Here is a 19,528-nt window from a genome sequence, read left to right on the forward strand (position 1 = left end):
TTCTCTCCCCTATATAGTTTTGGATAACTCCTTAATGCGCTTTATTAAGCACATCGCATAAAATTTTAAAGTGCGTTTTTTCGCTTCATCATACTCATTAGAAAACGCCTCATAAATACATAGAATATATTTAAGACATCCTTTCGCACTTCCCATTAATTGCTTTGGATCCCCTAAAAACCCTCGGCGTGGAGCAAAAAATATCATATGAAACCAGTCATGCGCAGAATAAAATTTCATATTTATATTTTTCCCGATATTGTCTTCATGCATTCGTAAATAACTAAGTGTATCAGGGATATATAGTACACTCCCTTGAGCTGATAATGTTAACCAAGAAGCCATATCAACTGCAGAATGATACTGATGTCCATGAAATGTGCCAAATGCTCCTTGTAAATCTTTTTTCCTAAACAATGGTGTAGTAGGTTCTCCTATCCAATTACTATCTATAATCATAGAAGTTCCAGCTTCTATTCCATCTATAGTAGTAGGAGATACATATCTTTTCCTTGTAAACTCGAAATCCGGAATAAAATTTCCTTTTCCATCTATCGGTTGCCTATAAGATGTTATTAGTTTTATTTTCTGTTCATGATCTTGCAAATAATAGCGCATCATCTCACTAATTTTCTGAGGGTGAAAAAGATCATCGTCCATTAAAAAATTAACATATTCACCTCTCGCACGTAGAAAAGCAGATTGAAAATTTCGTATACCACCTAAATTTTCATTATTTTTATAGTAACGAATATGCGGGAAAGAATTTGCTAAAGGAGCCGTTATTAAATACGTTTCATCATTCGTACTATCGTCGCAAATAATAATTTCAATATTCTGATAATCCTGAGCGAGTACACTCTTTAAAGCTTCCTTAAAGTAATTTGGGCGATTATATGTTGGGATTAAAACACTAACCAATGGTAAAGGCAATATTTCACACCCCTTTCTACACTTATAAATAACATATCGTAATATTTATTTTCGGAATATTTGTCGAAAAAGGAGGGCATAATAATTTATCTCCCGATTTTGGTCCTCATTAAAATTGACCTGTCTTTTAACCAGCCATAGGAATTTATAAATGTTTTTAATAGCTTTTTTATATTCACATTCTTCCTCTAAATAAGAATATTTTTTCGCATGATATATAAGATGCATTAAATCTTGTAATGCATTTAAGATCATATGAGGAGATTTACTAATATTATTTGCATGTAAACGTAAACTACTTAATGGTTCTGGTATATATAATAACTTTCCTTTTGACAATAAATTGAGCCATGCTACTAAATCGACGCCAGAGCGATATAATCTTCCAGAAAAAACACCGAATGGTTCTGTTAAATCTTTCTTTCGGAATAAAGGGGTAGTGGGCTCTCCTATCCAATTAAACTCTGAAATTATACTGTTACCAGCTTGCTTCCCATCTAAAGCAGTAATTTGTTGAAACTTCTTTTGATTATGGATTGTATCTGGAATGCTATTCCCATTCTCATCAATAAATGACCGATACGAAGTAATTAATGTAATTTCATGTGCATAATCTTCTAAAAAATATGCTAGCATCATTTCAATCTTATTTGGAGCAAATACATCATCATCCATTAGAAAGTTTATGTATTCTCCATTGCTTTTTTCAAATGCATGAATAAAATTGTGAGCACCACCAATCGTATTCGAGTTCTTATAATAAAAAATATTCTGATATTCACCCAAGTACGGCTGTATACACTTATATGTTTCATCATTTGTACTATCATCTGTAACAATAATTTCAATATTTTTATATGTTTGCTTTATGACACTTTCCAACGCAATCTGAAAGTATTTTGGGCGATTATATGTTGGTATTAAGACACTCACTAGGGGCATTTGATTTCTCGACATGATATACTCCCTCATTCAATTTCTTTTTTTTCTCTTTTGAAGAGCATTTCAAACCCTATTAAATTTTTATTTACTTGAAAAAATTCTTCTTTCCCAACATTCATATAAAGAATATCATTCGTTCTAGTTTCCTCTTTAAAACCAATCTGATTATATATTTGAATCGCTTTTTGATTATGAGCCAATACACTTAAATGTAAAGAGTTTAGTTTTAATACCTCAAAACCATAAATACATGTCAAAATCGTGGCCTGTTTTCCAAATCCTCTACCCTTCATATTTTTTTGTGGAATCATTAACCGACCAAATTCCGCCATCTTTTTGTCTAAATCAATATGGTATAGAGCTGTTGTACCAATGGATTCCTTATGTTGCGTTTTCAGTACTATAATAAACATAATATCATCGCTTTTCTTTTGGTAACGTTTATACCACTCTTCTTGTTCTTGAGAGTCAATAGTACTATTTTGGTGGAAATATTTTCTCGTATCCTCTTGATTTCTCCATATTCTAATTTGTTCTATATCATTTTTTTGAATTTCTCTTAAGCATAAAACATTATTTTCTATTAAACTAACAGACATTCACTAATTTCCTCCCTTCATGTAATTAATAACTTGCTCACAAATATAACCAATGTCTATTTTGGTTAAATGTAAATGAAGAGGAAGAGAAATGATTTCTCCTGCCATTTTATGGGCTACTGGACAAGAATTTTCACCATAAGAATACAAAGAATATTCAGTATTATCCCGATAATGAACCCCTGGATATATATTTACCTGATTTAATGCCAGTAATAATTCATTACGATTTTTCACACGTATTATATATAAATGTCGAGAACTTTCACATCCTCTTGGAAGAGGAATTCTATTAATATAGGCACTGTGTTTAGCAAATTCTTCATCATACCACTCAGCTAATTGCCTACGATACGCATTATCTCGATCTAAATATCTCAATTGCACTAACCCTATAGCTGCCATAATAGAGTTCCCATGATATTTATAACCTAAATGGTCTACTTCATATAACCACTTGTAAGCTCCAGTGTCTCCCATACGCTCATAGGTTGTTTTATCAATCCCTAGCCATGTAAGTTTTCTAACTAAATTATCACATTCATTCTCTCGAAAACATATCATTCCTGAATCAGCTGTGGGTAAATTTTTTACCGCTTGAAATGAATAAACAACCGCGTCCGCATCCGCACCTGGAATTTTACCGTGCAGCCTTGTACCTGCCATATGTGCTGCATCAAGAATTAAACGTAAATTATATTTTTTACACAATTGGACAATCTCTTCATATTGTCCTGTACTTCCCCCAATACCTACAAACATAATCGCTCTTGTTTTATCTGTAATTTTTTTTTCTACGCTTTTAGGATCCAGGCAAAGATGATTATCCACATCTGCAAATACAATCTTCATTTTCTCATAGGCAATTGCATGATTTGTAGAAACAAAAGTTAATGGTGTAGAGATGACTTCATCATCATCTTGCCAATTATTTAATAGTTTTAATACTTTAACAGCCAAATGAAGACCCGCAGTTGCCGAATTTACAAAATGTGCATGCGAAAAACCAGTGTACTTTTTCCACGCACTTTCTAATTCTATTGTTTTATATCCAAATCCCGTCCATCCTTTTTCTAAACATTCTCGAATCTCTTCCAAACATTCTGCGACTTCAAACCGTGGCACAAATAATTGTATAGACATTTCTTCCTCCTTGTTAAACATTTTCCATCTCCCTCCTAATTGTATTTAAGGGAGAAATATTTTATGCTCCATATTATTTATTATCACTACTTTTTCATGTGTTTTAATCTAAGTTCTACAGGATTCGCCCAAAAGGAAAATAACGAAAAATAATCTACAAAACTAAATTTAATATGTAATGTTGTAAATCAAAAAACAAATGTACCTATAATAAATAGTGATTTTTCCTAAACTAACGTGAATGTTCGAGGCTACTAAATCGCTCTTCAATTTTACTACGCTCTTTTAGCAGTTATTGTCCCAAGCATGCACGTACATAAATTTCCTTTTTCTGTTACAGATGAAGAAACTCACCAAAATTAAATCAGCCCCTTTTATTTTGTATATTTTTCCCGTAATCAAACCGTTTAACAATACGTGCTATTCGAATCCCCTCTTTATCACACAGCTTTACTCAAATATTTTTCATACTTACAATTTGTGTATACTAGGTATTCACCGCCCCTCATACCTCTAATTGGTGCATATCATATTAGTATTAAATTTATATACGGGGGGTTGACTTTTGACTTCGAATAACGAATTAATTATTTTTATTCATATTGCTAAAACTGGTGGTACAACATTAAGAGATATTTTAGACACACAGTATGGTGCTCATTCATTATTTATGTATGCACATAAAACCATTGGGCCTCTTAATAATAAGGAGCAAATAATAAACCTGCTTAAAGATCATATATATAGCGCTAAAGCTATTAGTGGTCATTATAGTTTCGGTATGAAATATGATGAAATAGAGGGGCAACTATTACCTCAAATAAATCATTCAAGAAATATCACTTATATTTCTATGTTAAGAAAACCTGTGGATAGAATATTTTCTCAATACCATCATTACAAACGAAATAATTGGATAAATTCTGAATTAACGTTTGAACAATTTATTAAACATAAACTCTATGTTTGTAATCATCAAACTCTATGTTTATCTGGAACAGATATCCCAAATTTAAATATTGCGAAAAAAAACATAATAGATCATTTTGTTTTAGTCGGAATTACAGATATGTATAAAGAATCTTTGTTTTTAATGAAAAACCATTTTAATTGGAAAGATTTAAAATACAATAAATTAAATAGTTTTATAGCCCCCTCCATAATAAAATCAATACCTAATGAATTAATAATACAGATAAATAATGATAATAATTTAGATTTAGAATTATACGAATTCGCAAAGGATTTATTAAATAAAAAGATTAAATCATTAAGCGAATCCCAAAGAAACGAATTACATCATTTTTCACCCTTTATATAAAATGTAGAATATAACAAACTCATTAACACTCCAAAAAGAATGTCTAAGATAATTAACCTTTTTAGGAAAATACGAGTACAGTAAACTATCTCTAGAAAAATTTAATACACTTGTATAATTAGTCCATTTTAGAAACAATTAATTTCTTTTACACATTTGATTTACTTATATAAACAGCTTAATTGGTATGCTTTTCAAATCGCACTTCCCACAACACAAACCCTTAGTTATTAGTGAACAAAACATCTTTTCGCACTCCATCACCTTTATATTATATATCCGGTTATTAATTCCCTAGAGCTATTCTTAAAGGTTATATGTTTTTCCATACCTCTTTGACTGCTCACTATTACTTATAGAAACTAGTGATTTGAGCGAAACACTACGTACTTACTAATTACAAAAAAACGAAAAGACACTCTCTAAAGTGTCTTTTCGTTTCGAGTCACTTCCTACCAAACATCTTATCCAAAAATTTCACATTCGCAAACAATAATTCTTTTAAGTTATCGTCAGCATACAATAGTATAAAACTTACATTACAAATGTTTTTTAATATAACATTTATACGATCCATTTTCCATTCTTCTCCAAAAGATAAAGAGCCTTGTAGTATTCCTACCAGGCCCTTTATCTTTCAATCCGAATCCGTAGCACAGATTAACCACATTTTATGCTCCTTACTATCTAATACCATCCAAGTTGTATCCCACGCAATACCGTAAAACCAATCTGTCCAAGGACGGTAGCTTTCGAATGCTTTAATATCCTCATATCGATCTTGGAACATGTATTGACATAAATTAACCGCTAATTGCTTGGCGACAACTGGTCGTTCTTGAAATTCTACATATGCTCCGCCGCACAAAATTTGAGTGGCAATACTACCATCAAGCATGACTGCCTGACGCTCTTTAAAACGACACTTATATTTTTCTGATGTATGTATTTTTAACGCTTCTAAGTTATTGATTATATCTAAAGAGTTAAAGATTCTTCTGAAAAAACGCTTGTGTCCATCTTCTCCACGCGGTATTTCTTTGAAAAAATTTTCGTTATTTACTTTAAAACAGCTTATAACCGCACCGCCATTTAGGTTTTGTTCTTTGAATGTATGTATTAATTGCTCAATAGATGGGTCATTCGTTTCTATTTTTTCAAACGTTCCTACTTTCCATCTCATAACGCCACTACTCTCTATTACAAATTTGTTTCTTCATTTTATAGTACTTGTTTTAACATCAGCCTTGCTATTCTATATTCTTCACTATTAGGTTCTTTTACGAGTATCGGCCGCCTTTCATCCTCTTCTTCTAAAATCATTTCAAATATTTCTGTTTTCTCTTGTAATATGTTGGATTCCCTATTTTTAGTAGGTTGTTTGCTTGTTTCAATTTTCTTTGTCACTTCGCCAAGCTTTTGTCCGACTGCTTCTGCTTTGACAGGTTCATTCGTAACGTAGTATTCCTGGCCCTCCCATACTAACATAGGTGGCACTTGTTCTCGTTTGTTACATATTATGTAAGTAACACTAGCTATAAGTAGTAGACATACCGCTATAAAGAAGATAGCTTTTTTATTCATATACTATTCTCCTTACCTATCATTTTATTGGATTATATAATACAGAGAATAGATGGTAAATGGGTTTTATGGTAATTTTTGTTTTATTTTCAAAAAAGAAAAACCTTACAAAAGTAAGGTTCCATTTTTAAATTCTATAGTGACTGATTTATTAAAACGATCATTACGATAATCGCTATAAACATAACAACTAAACAGCCGATCATTTTATAAAAGCCTCTTTTCGTTAACGTCCCACCTTGAACGTCTTTACGAATAAATAAGAATACGGCTAAAAATAATACAAGCCCAATGCCAAAAGCATACATCATTTGCATATATTAATCTTCCTTTCTCTCTTCCATCTTAATATCTTTTTGATAAAACAACAAATGAGATAAAAACTGTACTCATCGTAAGTGCCATAAGTATGTTCAGTAGTTCAACCGCAGATAGTGTAATTACTTTTAAGTTTAAGCCAATCGAGAAAAGAAGATAGTATGCTGTTAGCGCAAAAAAGCTGAAGAACATTCCCTTGTAACGAATGAGTTTCATTCGCTCGTCTTTTTCTTTAAATTGCGGGTGCAAGTAGCTTAGGCAGAAACACATAATCATCATTGCAAGCACGGTATAAGTTGGAATTGGCGGTGCAGAATGCGTCATTATACCTGCTAATATCATAAATCCACTCATAAACAGAAAAATAATTCCCATAATAACAAAGTACTTTTGTGAATAGTTCATCTTTACTCCTCCCCTTCTTTTCCCTCATAAATGAACACATATTCTATCGTTGTTTGAAATGTTTTCGCTATTTCAAATGCTAACGGAAGTGATGGATCATATTTCCCTTTTTCAATTGAAATGATGGTTTGTCTGGAAACTCCAAGTTTCTCAGCCAATTTTTCTTGAGATAGTCCGAATTTTTTTCGGTATTCGACCATTTTATTTTCCAAGGAAATTTCTCCCTCCTTCCTTATACCGAGTATATATGTAAAGGAAACTTTACGTCAAGTATCCTTTACATATATTCCGATTATTTTTCATTCTATTTATATAGAAGAAACTTTTTCAACTTAATCCTGTCTATTTTGAAATGAAACATGGAACAATGTATATATCCTTTACTATATCTCCTCCCCACTTTTGTGAAAATTTAATATCTCCATATTTGTTTTATCCTTTTAAACTATTTCATTCTTCTCCTTATTAGATGAAATGCGCTATTGTTTTTACGTTGTTTTTCGCCATATTTATAGAAACTAACGGTTTATGAAGCATTTTTTATGTTTAGCCACTTTTTTTGTAGAAATCCTTCATTTTCCTTTCGATATTTAACACTATCGAAATAAAGTTTACGCTAAATTCATAATTTTTTATTTTTTATACTATATTCCGTTATATTGTTGTATAATATCAATGAAAGCGCTTATTATTTCAATATACATAATTCAAACTAATATTTATCGAAACATTCTAACAATTTTACTTATATTTAAATGCAACAATTATAGTTGTTAATGTAGGTATACCAAATATATCCACCCCATTTTTCTGTAAAATTACTTTATAACATGAAAGATTAACTTGGGTGATAAGTTATTGTGAATGTTTTTTTACAAAACAGATAAGTAATAGTGTTTGGTATTATGTAAATTATTGTAATAACATAAGAGTAAAGAAAACAATTACATTAATTTTTAGTTCATCAATTATTGAAAAAGAGCAAAATGCACCTTTTGTATAGGAAAAGGATTATATGCATTGGGAGGTTTAAACAAATGACGAGGAAGAATACAACGACAAACCCTTGGGCCAAGTTCCATGGTCCGAACCTTGGTTATGTTATTGAACAGTATGATCTTTACGTAACTGGAGCAGGTTCTGTTGATCCGGAATTACAAGAGCTTTTTGAAATTTTTGGAGCTCCTTCGTTTCAAGATGATGTCGTAACAGGGGACAACACAGCAACACATTTTTCTCCTCAAAACACAGGGAACATTGAAAAGATTCTTAAAGTCGTTCAAATTGTTGAACAGATTCGTTCTTTCGGGCATACGTTGGCTCACATCAATCCGATGGAAGATGCTGCAAATGGACAATCTCTTCTTGAAAAAGCAATGAACGAACTGAGCGATGCTGATTTGAAAGCGATTCCAGCTAAAACAGTATGGCAAGATGCACCAGAGGGTATTCACACTGCATTTGATGTAATTCATAGATTAAAAGACGTTTATACAAACTCTTTAGCTTATGAATTCTCACATATACAAGATAGTGAAGAACGCGTATGGTTGCATCAAATGGTGGAATCAAATTCATTGCGTCAACCATTATCAAATAAAAAACGAACTGCTCTTTTAAAACGTTTAACTGCTGTTGAAGGTTTCGAGCAATTCTTGCATAAAACATTCGTTGGTCAAAAACGTTTCTCAATAGAGGGCGTTGATATGCTTGTACCTGTACTAGATGAAATTGTTTCAGAAGGTGCTAAAGGCGGCGTTGAAGATGTCATGATTGGTATGGCTCACCGTGGTCGTCTAAGCGTACTCGCTCACGTACTAGAAAAACCATATGGTCACATGTTTGCTGAGTTCAAACATGCAAAAATAGAAGGCGCAGTGGCAAATGCTGGCTGGACTGGCGACGTGAAATACCATTTAGGTAGAGAGCAAGTCGTTGGTAATGAAGAAGTTAGCACTCGCGTTACATTAGCAAATAACCCGAGTCATCTTGAGTTCGTTAACCCTGTTGTTGAAGGTTTCGCACGTGCAGCTCAAGAGAATCGTAAAAAATCTGGTCTTCCAGAACAAGATACTTCAAAATCATTCGTAATTTTAGTTCATGGTGATGCTGCATTCCCTGGTCAAGGTGTTGTGTCTGAAACACTCAACTTAAGCAGATTAAATGCATACCAAACTGGCGGAACGATTCATGTTATCGCTAATAATGCAGTCGGCTTTACGACTGATAGCTATGATTCTCGTTCTACTAAATATTCAAGCGACCTTGCAAAAGGTTTCGATATTCCGATTGTTCACGTAAACGCTGATGATCCGGAAGCTTGTCTTGCTGCTGCTAACCTTGCGATCCAATATCGTACGTTGTTCAAAAAAGACTTCTTAATCGATTTAATCGGTTACCGCCGATATGGTCATAACGAAATGGATGATCCAGCAGTTACGCAACCACAAGTGTACAAAAAAATTAAAAATCACCCAACTGTAAGAGCAATTTATGCAGATCAATTACAAGCTGATGGTGTTCTAAATGCAGATGAGGTTGAAACAGTTACACAGTTTATACAAGAGCAATTAAAATCTGACTATGCACAAGTACCACCAGCTGATACGAGCGATGCAACAATTCACGTTAAAGTGCCAGATGTTGTTGCACAAGGCATTCAGCCAATCGATACTGGTGTTGAGATTGACTCACTTCGTGCAATTAATGCAGGCTTATTATCTTGGCCTGAAGGATTTAACGTATATCCGAAAGTGAAGAAAATTCTTGAGCGCCGTAAAGATGCTCTTGAAGAGAACGGTAAAATCGAATGGGCACTTGCTGAATCGTTAGCATTCGCTTCTATTTTGCAAGAAGGTACGCCAATTCGTTTAACTGGTCAAGATTCACAGCGTGGTACATTCGCGCACCGTCATATCGTATTACACGATACTGATACAAACGAAACATATTCACCATTACACCGTTTACCGAACATTAACGCATCATTCTCTGTTCATAACAGTCCGTTATCAGAGGCTGCTGTTGTTGGTTATGAATATGGTTATAACGTATTTGCTCCAGAAACTCTTGTTATGTGGGAAGCACAATATGGTGACTTCTCAAATACTGCGCAAGCATTATTTGATCAATATGTTTCAGCAGGAAGAGCAAAATGGGGTCAAAAATCAGGTTTAGTCCTTCTATTACCACACGGTTATGAAGGTCAAGGACCAGAGCACTCTAGTGCACGTCCAGAGCGTTTCTTACAGTTAGCTGCTGAAAACAACTGGACAGTTGCCAACTTAACGAGCGCGGCTCAATACTTCCATATCTTACGTCGTCAAGCATCTATCTTAGGAACAGAAGCTGTTCGACCATTAGTACTTATGACGCCGAAGAGCTTATTACGTCACCCACTTACGCTTTCAACTGCTAGTCAGTTAAGCGAAGGACGTTTCCAACCTGCTTTAGAGCAAGAAAACCTTGGCATGAAACCAAACAAAGTAAAACGCCTTGTTTTAAGCACAGGTAAAATGGCGATTGACTTAGCAGCAGAAATCGAGTCTGGTAAACATGAATACAACTTAGATGAAGTTCATGTCGTTCGTATTGAACAGTTGTATCCATTCCCTGCTGAGAAAGTTCAATCTATTATTAAACGCTTTAAAAACTTAGAAGAAATCATTTGGGTTCAAGAAGAACCTCGTAATATGGGGGCATGGCATTACATGGCTCCAATTCTGTTCGAACTAGCTGGAGATAAAGCGAAAACAGGTTACATTGGACGCCCAGATCGTTCTAGCCCATCTGGTGGCGATCCATTCGCTCACAAAGCTGAGCAAGAACTAATTGTTGCACACGCTTTAGATGTGAAGTACAACTTCCGTCAAGATAAACAAGAAATTGAAGTTTTCAGCAACTGAAAGTAACAACGAATTTCATTAGCTCAACTTGGGCAGAATATCTGCCCAAGTCGAGCTAATACATGGAGATTACCGAAGATTAAAGAAGAAAAACACACCGTTAGGCAAATAAGGGGAGGACATTTAAAATGATCGAAATTAAAGTACCTGAGCTTGCAGAATCTATTACAGAAGGAACTATTTCACAATGGCTTATCAACGTAGGCGACAAAGTTGAGAAAGGTGGCAGCGTTGTTGAGCTTGAAACTGATAAAGTCAATGTAGAAATCATTGCAGAAGATTCAGGTATTGTATCGAAGTTACTAGGCGAACCTGGGGATACAGTTGAAGTTGGCGCAACTATCGCAATTTTAGATGCAAACGGAGCACCAGTTGCAGTAAGTACACCTGCACCACCTGCTGAGCAACCAAAACAAGAAACTACTGAAGCACCGAAAGTAGAAGCTCCAAGTGCTGAACAAAATAAAGCGTTACAAGGTTTACCAAATACAAATCGTCCTATCGCATCACCAGCTGCTCGCAAAATGGCTCGTGAATTAGGAATCGACTTAAACGACGTACGCAGCACAGATCCACTTGGGCGTGTGAGACCACATGATGTACAAGCTCACGCTGCAGCGCCAAAAGAAGCACCAGCTGCTCCAAAACAAAGTCCGGCTCCAGTTGCAAAAACTGAATTCGAAAAACCAGTTGAGCGTGTGAAAATGTCCCGCCGCCGTCAAACAATTGCAAAACGTCTTGTAGAAGTTCAACAAACGTCTGCAATGTTAACAACATTTAACGAAGTTGATATGAGTGCGATCATGGAATTACGTAAAGAACGCAAAGATGCTTTCGAGAAAAAACATGATGTGCGTCTTGGCTTTATGTCATTCTTCACAAAAGCAGTTGTTGCAGCATTAAAACAATTCCCATTATTAAATGCTGAAATTCAAGGCGATGAGCTTATCATTAAAAAATTCTATGATATCGGTATTGCAGTAGCAGCTCCAGATGGATTAGTTGTTCCAGTTGTACGTGATGCTAACCAATTAAACTTCGCTGAAATTGAAAGCGAGATTCGTAATTTAGGTCTAAAAGCACGTGATAACAAACTTTCATTAAAAGAGCTACAAGGTGGTACATTTACAATTACAAACGGTGGTGTATTCGGTTCTCTAATGTCTACGCCAATCCTAAATAGCCCACAAGTAGGTATTCTAGGAATGCATAAAATCCAAGTACGTCCAGTTGCGATTGATAACGAGCGTATGGAAAACCGTCCGATGATGTACCTTGCACTATCTTACGATCACCGTATTGTTGATGGTAAAGAGGCAGTTAGCTTCCTTGTTGCTGTTAAAGATATGCTTGAAGATCCAAAATCATTATTATTAGAAGGTTGATAGACTATTAGTCTATTAAAGGCTGTAGAATGAATCATTCTACAGCCTTTTTTTATTGCGTTCATACGGGACAAATTGCATTACATATACTAATAATGTATGCCTAGAACGTAAGGAGGATTAAAATGAATAACCTTCCAGCTCATGCAAAACTGAAAGCAAATAAAGATACTTTCTTCCTCCCCGATTCAAACGGGGGTGTCTATTTTCGAAATAACGCCAGTTCATTCCGCATGGACGGTGATGGGATTTATAACTGGATTGAAAAATTAATGCCTATGTTTAACGGTAATTATTCTTTAGCAGAAATAACCGACGGTCTCCCTCTCCCCTATCAAAATCGTGTATTTGAAATTGGAGATATTTTATATGAAAATGGTTTCGCCCGTGATGTAAGTCAAGATGCTCCTCATGAATTAAACAGTACATTACTCGACAGGTACGCTTCTCAAATTGAATTTTTAGAAGTCGATTCACATTCAGGTGCTTTAAGATTCGAGACGTACCGTGCGGCAAATGTCCTTATAATTGGTTCTGGGGATATGCTTACTTCCTTAGTTTCTTCTTTACTAGAGTCCGGATTACCTAAATTTCATTACCTTGTCACAGATTATGCGGAAACAAATTACGACCGAATTCATGAGCTAGTAGAACGTGCATATGAACTTGATGACAATGTACTTATTCAAGAAATAGATACTACAATGGATCGTCCTTTACATGAAGTATTCGAGCCTTTCGACTGGATTTTATACGTTTCTCAAAATGGAGATATTGAAAGTTTAAGAGCAATACATGCTATTTGTAGAGATGAGGGGAAAAATTTCATACCAGCCATTTGCTTATCAAGAATCGGTTTAGCTGGCCCCGTCGTAATAGCAGATCGTGAAGAATGCTGGGAATCCGCATGGCATCGTCTACACGAAACTACTTTGCAAAATGAAAATCCGCCCGAGCCTTTCTCACCAATCACATCTGCAGTGTTAGCAAATATTATCGTTTTTGAATTGTTTAAACATGTCGCTGACGATTTACACCGGCAGTATAATCCTCAATTCTTTTTATTAAACTTAGAAACACTTGAAGGAAAGTGGCACCCTTTTATAAAGCATCTTCTCGCAACCGATGAAATCTTTACAATTGATACGGTGCAAAATCTTCAAGAAAACCTTTCCCATCGTTCTGGACAATATACTTCAACTGAACTTTTTCGTTTTTTTGATACATTAACTTCTAAAGAAGCTGGCATATTCCACATGTGGGATGAACAGGATTTGCACCAACTACCTTTATCACAATGCTATATTCAAGTTGCAGATCCATTATCAGACGGACCTACTTCTCCCCTTCCTGCTATAACTTGTGGTGGTTTAACTCATAATGAAGCACGCCGCGAAGCCGGTTTAACAGGAGTTGAAACGTATGTAGCTGAAATGATTCATCGTCTTATCCCCGAACATACTGATATCGGTATTGGTGCTGGGGAAACGATGACAGAAGGTGTATACCGTGCACTGCAAAAACATTTAAATAATAAGTTGCGGGAACGCCAATCACATATGCTAGAAGAGGTTACAGAGCTTGATTTAACCGAAATTCATGATAAACATTGTAGGTTTTACTATGATGCTCTCTCTACAATTCATGACATACCTAAAGTGGGAATGAGTGAGGAGTTACTTGGTTTTCCTGTCATTTGGATCGGTATAAATGATAGATGGTACGGTTCGGCAAATATTAATATAACATTGGCGTTAAGAAACGCTCTGCAACAAGCACTCCTTCATATTCAAAATGAAGAGATTCCTTATAAAGCTAATATTTTGCCGGAATCATCCGTTGTTTTATATAGTACGGATTCTGTTAGAGTAGCAATACAAGAAGAGGAAGAAATTCCAGGCGTACAGTCTTTACAAGTTTCCTTACAAAATTTAGCAGGAAATAATTTTTATCCATTCGTTTTCGATTTAGCCATTGAATCATTTTTAAGAGACAACTTAGACGGTGTATACGGGGTATTAATTGCAAAGGAGGACGGTCTATGACTCAAAATATATTGCTTATAGGAGATGGCCTACTTGCAGACTATGTACATGATCAATTATGCAAACAGTATTCCATCATTCGCCAACATACAATTACAGAAGAAATCCCTGAAAATATTCACCTCGCTCTCGTATTACATGACGGCTCTCCTTCTACTATTCATCATGATGCTGAGCTGACATTTCGTTCGAACCACATTCCGTGGCTTCGTGCATTTACTTCATTTGGTGAAGGTGTTATTGGTCCTTTCATTCCTCCTCTTGCAACGGGATGTACCCATTGTGCCGATGGACGACGCTTTATCGCTGGATTTGATCAAAAAGAAATGTGGGAACTACAGCGGAAATATGCGTTAAAAGCGGATAACGAGACGAGGCGTGATGTACGTGCGACTCAAAATGGGATGTTACAAATGTGTCAGCTCATTCATGCTGAAACGGAAAAAATATTAGCTCACGGACATTCTTCTTTAGAAAATGAACTCATTTTACTAAACTTACAGACCCTGCAATGTACACGGCATTCTTTCCTTCCAGACCCTCTCTGTCCTGTATGTAGTAATTTACCTGATGATACTGCGGATGCGGCAGAGATTTCTTTACAACCGAGCTTAAAAACAAGTACTGAAACATATCGCTGTCGTTCTATTCATGAGCTAAACACATTTTTAACGAGAGACTATTTAGATTACCGAACTGGTATTTTGAATGGAAAAATGCAGCATTCTTTATTGCCATTTGCTGACGTCATTATAAACATGCCGTTACTATTCGGAAATGAAGGTGTTGCAGGCCGAACTCATTCATTTGTACTGAGTGAGGCAACTGCTATTTTAGAAGGTTTAGAACGATATTGCGGTATGTCACCTCGCGGGAAAAAGACAAATGTGCATGGTAGTTTTCATGATTTAAAGGATCATGCACTGAATCCCCTCACACTCGGTGTGCATACAAATGAACATTATAATCGTGATAGTTTTCCGTTTAAACCATTTGATCCTGATTATGAACAAAACTGGGTATGGGGATATTCTTTATCACAAAAACGGCCACTTTTAGTTCCAGAATCAATCGCCTATTATAGCCTTGGTCATAGAGATGCTTTCGTGTATGAAACATCAAATGGATGTGCGATTGGTGGTAGTTTAGAAGAGGCCATTTTTCATGGCATATTAGAAATCGTAGAGCGCGATGCTTTTTTACTCACATGGTATGCAGAATTACCTCTTCCTCGTCTTGATCTTAGTTCAGCAAATGATACTGAATTACAATTAATGATTGAGCGCTTGCGTACGATTACTGGATATGAATTACACGTTTTCAACGCAACGATGGAACACGGTATTCCGAGCATTTGGGTGATTGCGAAAAACACGAGGCAAGATGGGATGAATCTCGTCTGTGCTGGTGGTGCTCATATGGAACCCATTCGAGCAATCAAAACTGCGATTCATGAAATAGCTGGCATGTTACTTATATCAGATGATGATTTGGATCAAAACAAAGAAAAATATGAAGACTGTTTACGTGATCCTTATCTCGTTACGCAAATGGGTGATCATAGTATGCTGTACGGATTGAAAGAAGCGGAAGAACGTCTTCACTTCCTTTTACGTGAAGATGCTCCGGTGCAAACGTTTCAAGAAATGAGGGCATTACAATCATTTGATATGGATTTAACATCTGATCTTCATCAACTTTTAAACAGGTTACATCAATCTGGACTTGAAGTAATCGTTGTAGATCAAACCGTTCCTCTCATAGAAAAGAACGGATTACATTGTGTAAAAGTATTAATTCCAGGCATGCTTCCAATGACATTCGGACATCATCTCACTCGGGTTACAGGACTGGATAGAGTGTATACTGTACCAATGACACTTGGATATATGGCTGAGCCTTTAACGAATGAACAACTAAATCCACATCCACACCCGTTTCCATAGTAAAGGAGGGGATTTCATGCAGCTGGATGCTTTTTTACATCATCTCCATTTCTCTATTGATGAAATTATGCCGAATCATGAGGTAGACTGGGACGACGCACCACTTCCTTATAAATTATATCGAAATTTACCAGTCATCCCTCTCTCTTTAGAAATCCCATTAACTTTGCGGAACTCTTCTACTAAACCTAACTTAGAGGAAATCGGGCATTATCTTTGGTACTCATTTGGTTTAACACAATTATGTCAACCTACTACTAGCCTAGAAAATAATAAAATAACGACTCTATTTCGAAGATTCATCCCTTCTGGGGGTGCTTTATATCCAAATGAATTATATATGTATTTAAAAATTGATCATTATCCAGACGGCATTTACCATTATGACGCCGCGCATCACCGTCTTATCTTACTTCGCGAGGGAAATTTCGATTCTTATCTTACAGAAGCACTCGGCAATCGTTGTAACATACATTCTTGTTTTGGCACAGTATTCGTATCCACTATGTTTTGGAAAAATTTCTTTAAATACAATAATTTTTCATACCGGCTTCAAGGGTTAGATAGTGGTGTTCTAATCGGGCATCTACTTGAATGTGCAAAACAATTCGGTTACACAAATGGAGTATATTTTCAGTTTCTAGACCGAGCAATGAATCATTTACTTGGACTGTCTGAAGGCGAGGAAAATGTGTATGGTGTTATTCCTCTAAGTACAGAACCGCATAAAGATTGGTTTCATAATGATTACCGTGAAAATACAACTGTTACTTCTCATGACTTGTTGCAGCAAATCCCGCCGTTAACACATGAGCATTTCGTTCGCTCAAAGCATGTAGATGAATATCCGATGATAACAAAAGTTAACGCAGCTTCTATGATTGAATCGACAGAACACTTCCAAACATTAACTCAAGAAAATCGACAGCAATACAGTGCACACGCTGTACAGCTACCTAAAGTGGAACGTTTATCCTATGATTTCTTACATCTTTGTAAAAAGCGATATTCACCTGATGCTGACTTTACTTTAACAAAATGGGATACTCGTTCACTTGCTACTTTATTACAAGAAGCGAGCCTCGCATTCCCTTATTACAACGATCTTGATGGTCAGTATGTAAATGAAAATGCGCGCGTTTCCTTATATGGATGTTTTTATAACGTAAAAGATATAGAAAACGGCGCTTATTCTTATAACAGTAAATCGCATTCCATACAGCCAATACGATATGGAGATCTTCGTTATTCCCTTCAATCAAGTATGACGTTGGATAACGTAAACCTTTTTCAAGTACCGCTTTGTCTACATGTAGTCGGAAATAAAGATTACTATACACATACATTAGGCTATAGAGGATATCGTATTCACCAAATGGAAGCTGGTATACTCGTTCATAGACTTGTTTTAGCTGCGACCGCTATGGGAATGGGTGGTCATCCTTTACTTAGTTTTGATACAAATTCATGCGATCAATTGTACGGGATTGATACTGGAAATGAAACGTCTCTCATTCAAATTCCAGTTGGGGCATATCGGGCGCGTAATTGGTTAAAAGGGTATTTGTATAATTAGAAGCACGCCGGTTGATGGCGTGCTTTTTTTAGAGGAGTTAAATTATTAAAAGCGAAATGAGTATATATTCTTACATAAAAGGAGCGTTTAAATTGGGCATTTTACAACGTTTAATCAAACAAGCGAAAAATCCTCGTGGGACAATCGGTTCCTCAATGCTTTGTATTATGAATTCTGCACATACGAGACTAACAAATTGGGCTTTACAAAAAATACATATACGTGAAGATGCAGTTATTTTAGATATTGGTTGTGGGGGTGGTAAAACAATACATACGCTTTCTAGACTAACTCCGTTTGGGAAAATATATGGAATTGATTACTCCGATCAAGCTGTGAAAAATTCTATACATACGAATATGAAAGATGTACAAACACAAAAAGTAACTGTTCAAAAAGCAAGCGTCTCTTCTATTCCACATCATGCGAATTGCTTCGATCTCATTACCGCCTTTCAAACCCACTACTTCTGGCCTGACGTTAAACACGATATAAAAGAAGTATTTCGCATATTAAAACCGAATGGATCCTTTTTATTAGTGGCCGAAACTTTCAAAGTTCAATATCATATGGATGAATTTAAAACGACAGAATCATTAGTAAATCTCTTTTATAAAACAGGGTTTACAAGTGTGAAATATTATGAAGAAAGAGGTTGCCTTTGTGTAATAGGAAATAAGTAAAAAAGCAGGCCCTTCAAGGCCTGCTTTTTTACTAAATTAATTTAAAGATACTCTTAATTTGTCTTGCAAATAACCAGTTTTTCGTACCGTAGTTATCATTTAAGCTATCTAAATCAATTGATTTTCCGTTAGCAAACTTTAATTCTAACGTTGTATTTTTGTCATTTGTTTTCAAGCTACTATTTGTAATATCATCGTACTTTAACTTTTCAATTTCAACATATTCTTCTTTCTCTTGTCCGATAACGACATGGTCTTGGAAGAAGAAAAATACTTCTACTTTCTTACCGAAACAAAATACATTTTTCGTATAAATTAATGTCGCATTATCAAGTCCAACACATACTTCTTTCATCTCTTCCACAACGTGTCCAAAGTCTTCTTCTTGTCTTGCGTTTGATTCAGCAATCCATTCTTCGATTGTTTTCATGTTAATTGCCATACTGCGCCCCCTGGTTCGTTCATTGCTTTGTTTAAAAAATAAATACTATATGACAATATAAGCGATAAGTACTATGTTTTCAAGGTCGAACGGTATATTCAAAATAAAGCGAAACTTTAATCAGTGGGGGTTTTGTTCATCCTCCACTGATTATTAGCCCTCACCAATCAGGCGTTTACGGGCAGCCCGACTCCCACCTAACTTCTTTGCTCCAGCTGAATTTTGGGGTGGGAGTCTTACTGCCCACAAATAGCGGGATAAAGTTGAATTTCAAAGTAATATACTAGGGGCACCTATTTTA

Annotated in this window: 17 protein-coding genes; 7 read left to right on the forward strand and 10 right to left on the reverse strand. The window is 35.5% G+C overall.

Annotation, left to right across the window (positions count from 1 at the left end; translation table 11 throughout):
- Positions 1-9 precede the first annotated feature (9 nt).
- From BAU27_RS04980 to BAU27_RS04995, 4 genes are read right to left on the reverse strand one after another with little or no spacing between them, the layout of a single operon-like run.
- Positions 10-933, reverse strand: coding sequence for a glycosyltransferase family 2 protein (locus BAU27_RS04980; RefSeq protein WP_071770257.1), 924 nt, complete (start codon positions 931-933; stop codon positions 10-12).
- Between the two features lie 45 nt (positions 934-978).
- Positions 979-1,890, reverse strand: coding sequence for a glycosyltransferase family 2 protein (locus BAU27_RS04985; RefSeq protein ID WP_071770258.1), 912 nt, complete (start codon positions 1,888-1,890; stop codon positions 979-981).
- 11 nt (positions 1,891-1,901) lie between these two features.
- A complete protein-coding gene (locus BAU27_RS04990) occupies positions 1,902-2,474 on the reverse strand; it encodes a GNAT family N-acetyltransferase (RefSeq protein WP_071770259.1) in 573 nt (190 codons plus the stop codon).
- Positions 2,475-2,477: 3 nt separating this feature from the next.
- Positions 2,478-3,638, reverse strand: coding sequence for a DegT/DnrJ/EryC1/StrS family aminotransferase (locus BAU27_RS04995; protein ID WP_254797936.1), 1,161 nt, complete (start codon positions 3,636-3,638; stop codon positions 2,478-2,480).
- 544 nt (positions 3,639-4,182) lie between these two features.
- Between BAU27_RS04995 and BAU27_RS05000 the strand changes: the two genes are divergently transcribed.
- Positions 4,183-4,938 carry a sulfotransferase family 2 domain-containing protein gene (locus tag BAU27_RS05000; RefSeq protein ID WP_071770260.1) on the forward strand — a complete coding sequence of 252 codons (756 nt, stop codon included), beginning with the start codon at positions 4,183-4,185 and terminating at the stop codon, positions 4,936-4,938.
- A 637-nt stretch (positions 4,939-5,575) separates the two neighbouring features.
- Here the strand turns inward: BAU27_RS05000 and BAU27_RS05005 are convergent.
- The 5 genes from BAU27_RS05005 to BAU27_RS05025 all read right to left on the reverse strand — a co-directional run bounded on the left by BAU27_RS05005 (position 5,576) and on the right by BAU27_RS05025 (position 7,457).
- Entirely contained in the window at positions 5,576-6,121 is a 546-nt protein-coding gene (locus BAU27_RS05005) for a hypothetical protein (protein WP_071744704.1), read from the reverse strand.
- A 38-nt stretch (positions 6,122-6,159) separates the two neighbouring features.
- Positions 6,160-6,522, reverse strand: a complete 363-nt coding sequence (locus tag BAU27_RS05010; protein ID WP_071744703.1) for a hypothetical protein — start codon at positions 6,520-6,522, stop codon at positions 6,160-6,162.
- 134 nt (positions 6,523-6,656) lie between these two features.
- Positions 6,657-6,839: a DUF3976 domain-containing protein gene (locus tag BAU27_RS05015; protein WP_001178300.1), complete on the reverse strand. Its 183-nt coding sequence runs from the start codon at positions 6,837-6,839 to the stop codon at positions 6,657-6,659.
- Positions 6,840-6,867: 28 nt separating this feature from the next.
- Positions 6,868-7,245 carry a permease gene (locus tag BAU27_RS05020; protein ID WP_071744702.1) on the reverse strand — a complete coding sequence of 126 codons (378 nt, stop codon included), beginning with the start codon at positions 7,243-7,245 and terminating at the stop codon, positions 6,868-6,870.
- Positions 7,246-7,247: 2 nt separating this feature from the next.
- On the reverse strand, positions 7,248-7,457 hold the full coding sequence (locus BAU27_RS05025; protein ID WP_071744701.1) for a helix-turn-helix transcriptional regulator: 210 nt from the start codon (positions 7,455-7,457) through the stop codon (positions 7,248-7,250).
- 825 nt (positions 7,458-8,282) lie between these two features.
- Between BAU27_RS05025 and odhA the strand changes: the two genes are divergently transcribed.
- The 6 genes from odhA (at position 8,283) to BAU27_RS05055 (ending at position 18,785) form a co-directional block, all read left to right on the forward strand.
- The gene (odhA, locus tag BAU27_RS05030; protein WP_071770261.1) at positions 8,283-11,150 is read left to right on the forward strand and encodes a 2-oxoglutarate dehydrogenase E1 component; all 2,868 of its coding nucleotides are present in this window, start codon (positions 8,283-8,285) and stop codon (positions 11,148-11,150) included.
- A 128-nt stretch (positions 11,151-11,278) separates the two neighbouring features.
- Entirely contained in the window at positions 11,279-12,535 is a 1,257-nt protein-coding gene (odhB, locus tag BAU27_RS05035) for a 2-oxoglutarate dehydrogenase complex dihydrolipoyllysine-residue succinyltransferase (protein ID WP_071770262.1), read from the forward strand.
- A gap of 125 nt (positions 12,536-12,660) precedes the next feature.
- Positions 12,661-14,580, forward strand: coding sequence for a putative thiazole-containing bacteriocin maturation protein (locus tag BAU27_RS05040; protein ID WP_071770263.1), 1,920 nt, complete (start codon positions 12,661-12,663; stop codon positions 14,578-14,580).
- The gene (locus tag BAU27_RS05045) at positions 14,577-16,526 is read left to right on the forward strand and encodes a TOMM precursor leader peptide-binding protein (RefSeq protein WP_071770264.1); all 1,950 of its coding nucleotides are present in this window, start codon (positions 14,577-14,579) and stop codon (positions 16,524-16,526) included. Before BAU27_RS05040 ends, BAU27_RS05045 begins: the two co-directional genes overlap by 4 nt.
- 16 nt (positions 16,527-16,542) lie before the next feature.
- The gene (locus BAU27_RS05050) at positions 16,543-18,102 is read left to right on the forward strand and encodes a SagB family peptide dehydrogenase (RefSeq protein ID WP_071770265.1); all 1,560 of its coding nucleotides are present in this window, start codon (positions 16,543-16,545) and stop codon (positions 18,100-18,102) included.
- Positions 18,103-18,194: 92 nt separating this feature from the next.
- On the forward strand, positions 18,195-18,785 hold the full coding sequence (locus BAU27_RS05055; RefSeq protein ID WP_071770266.1) for a class I SAM-dependent methyltransferase: 591 nt from the start codon (positions 18,195-18,197) through the stop codon (positions 18,783-18,785).
- A 31-nt stretch (positions 18,786-18,816) separates the two neighbouring features.
- Here the strand turns inward: BAU27_RS05055 and BAU27_RS05060 are convergent, their stop codons facing one another.
- Entirely contained in the window at positions 18,817-19,227 is a 411-nt protein-coding gene (locus BAU27_RS05060) for a DUF3908 family protein (protein WP_071770267.1), read from the reverse strand.
- Positions 19,228-19,528: the final 301 nt, after the last annotated feature.

Origin of the sequence: Bacillus sp. NH11B, from assembly GCF_001884205.1 — a bacterium.
GTDB classification, from domain to species: Bacteria; Bacillota; Bacilli; order Bacillales; family Bacillaceae_G; genus Bacillus_A; species Bacillus_A proteolyticus.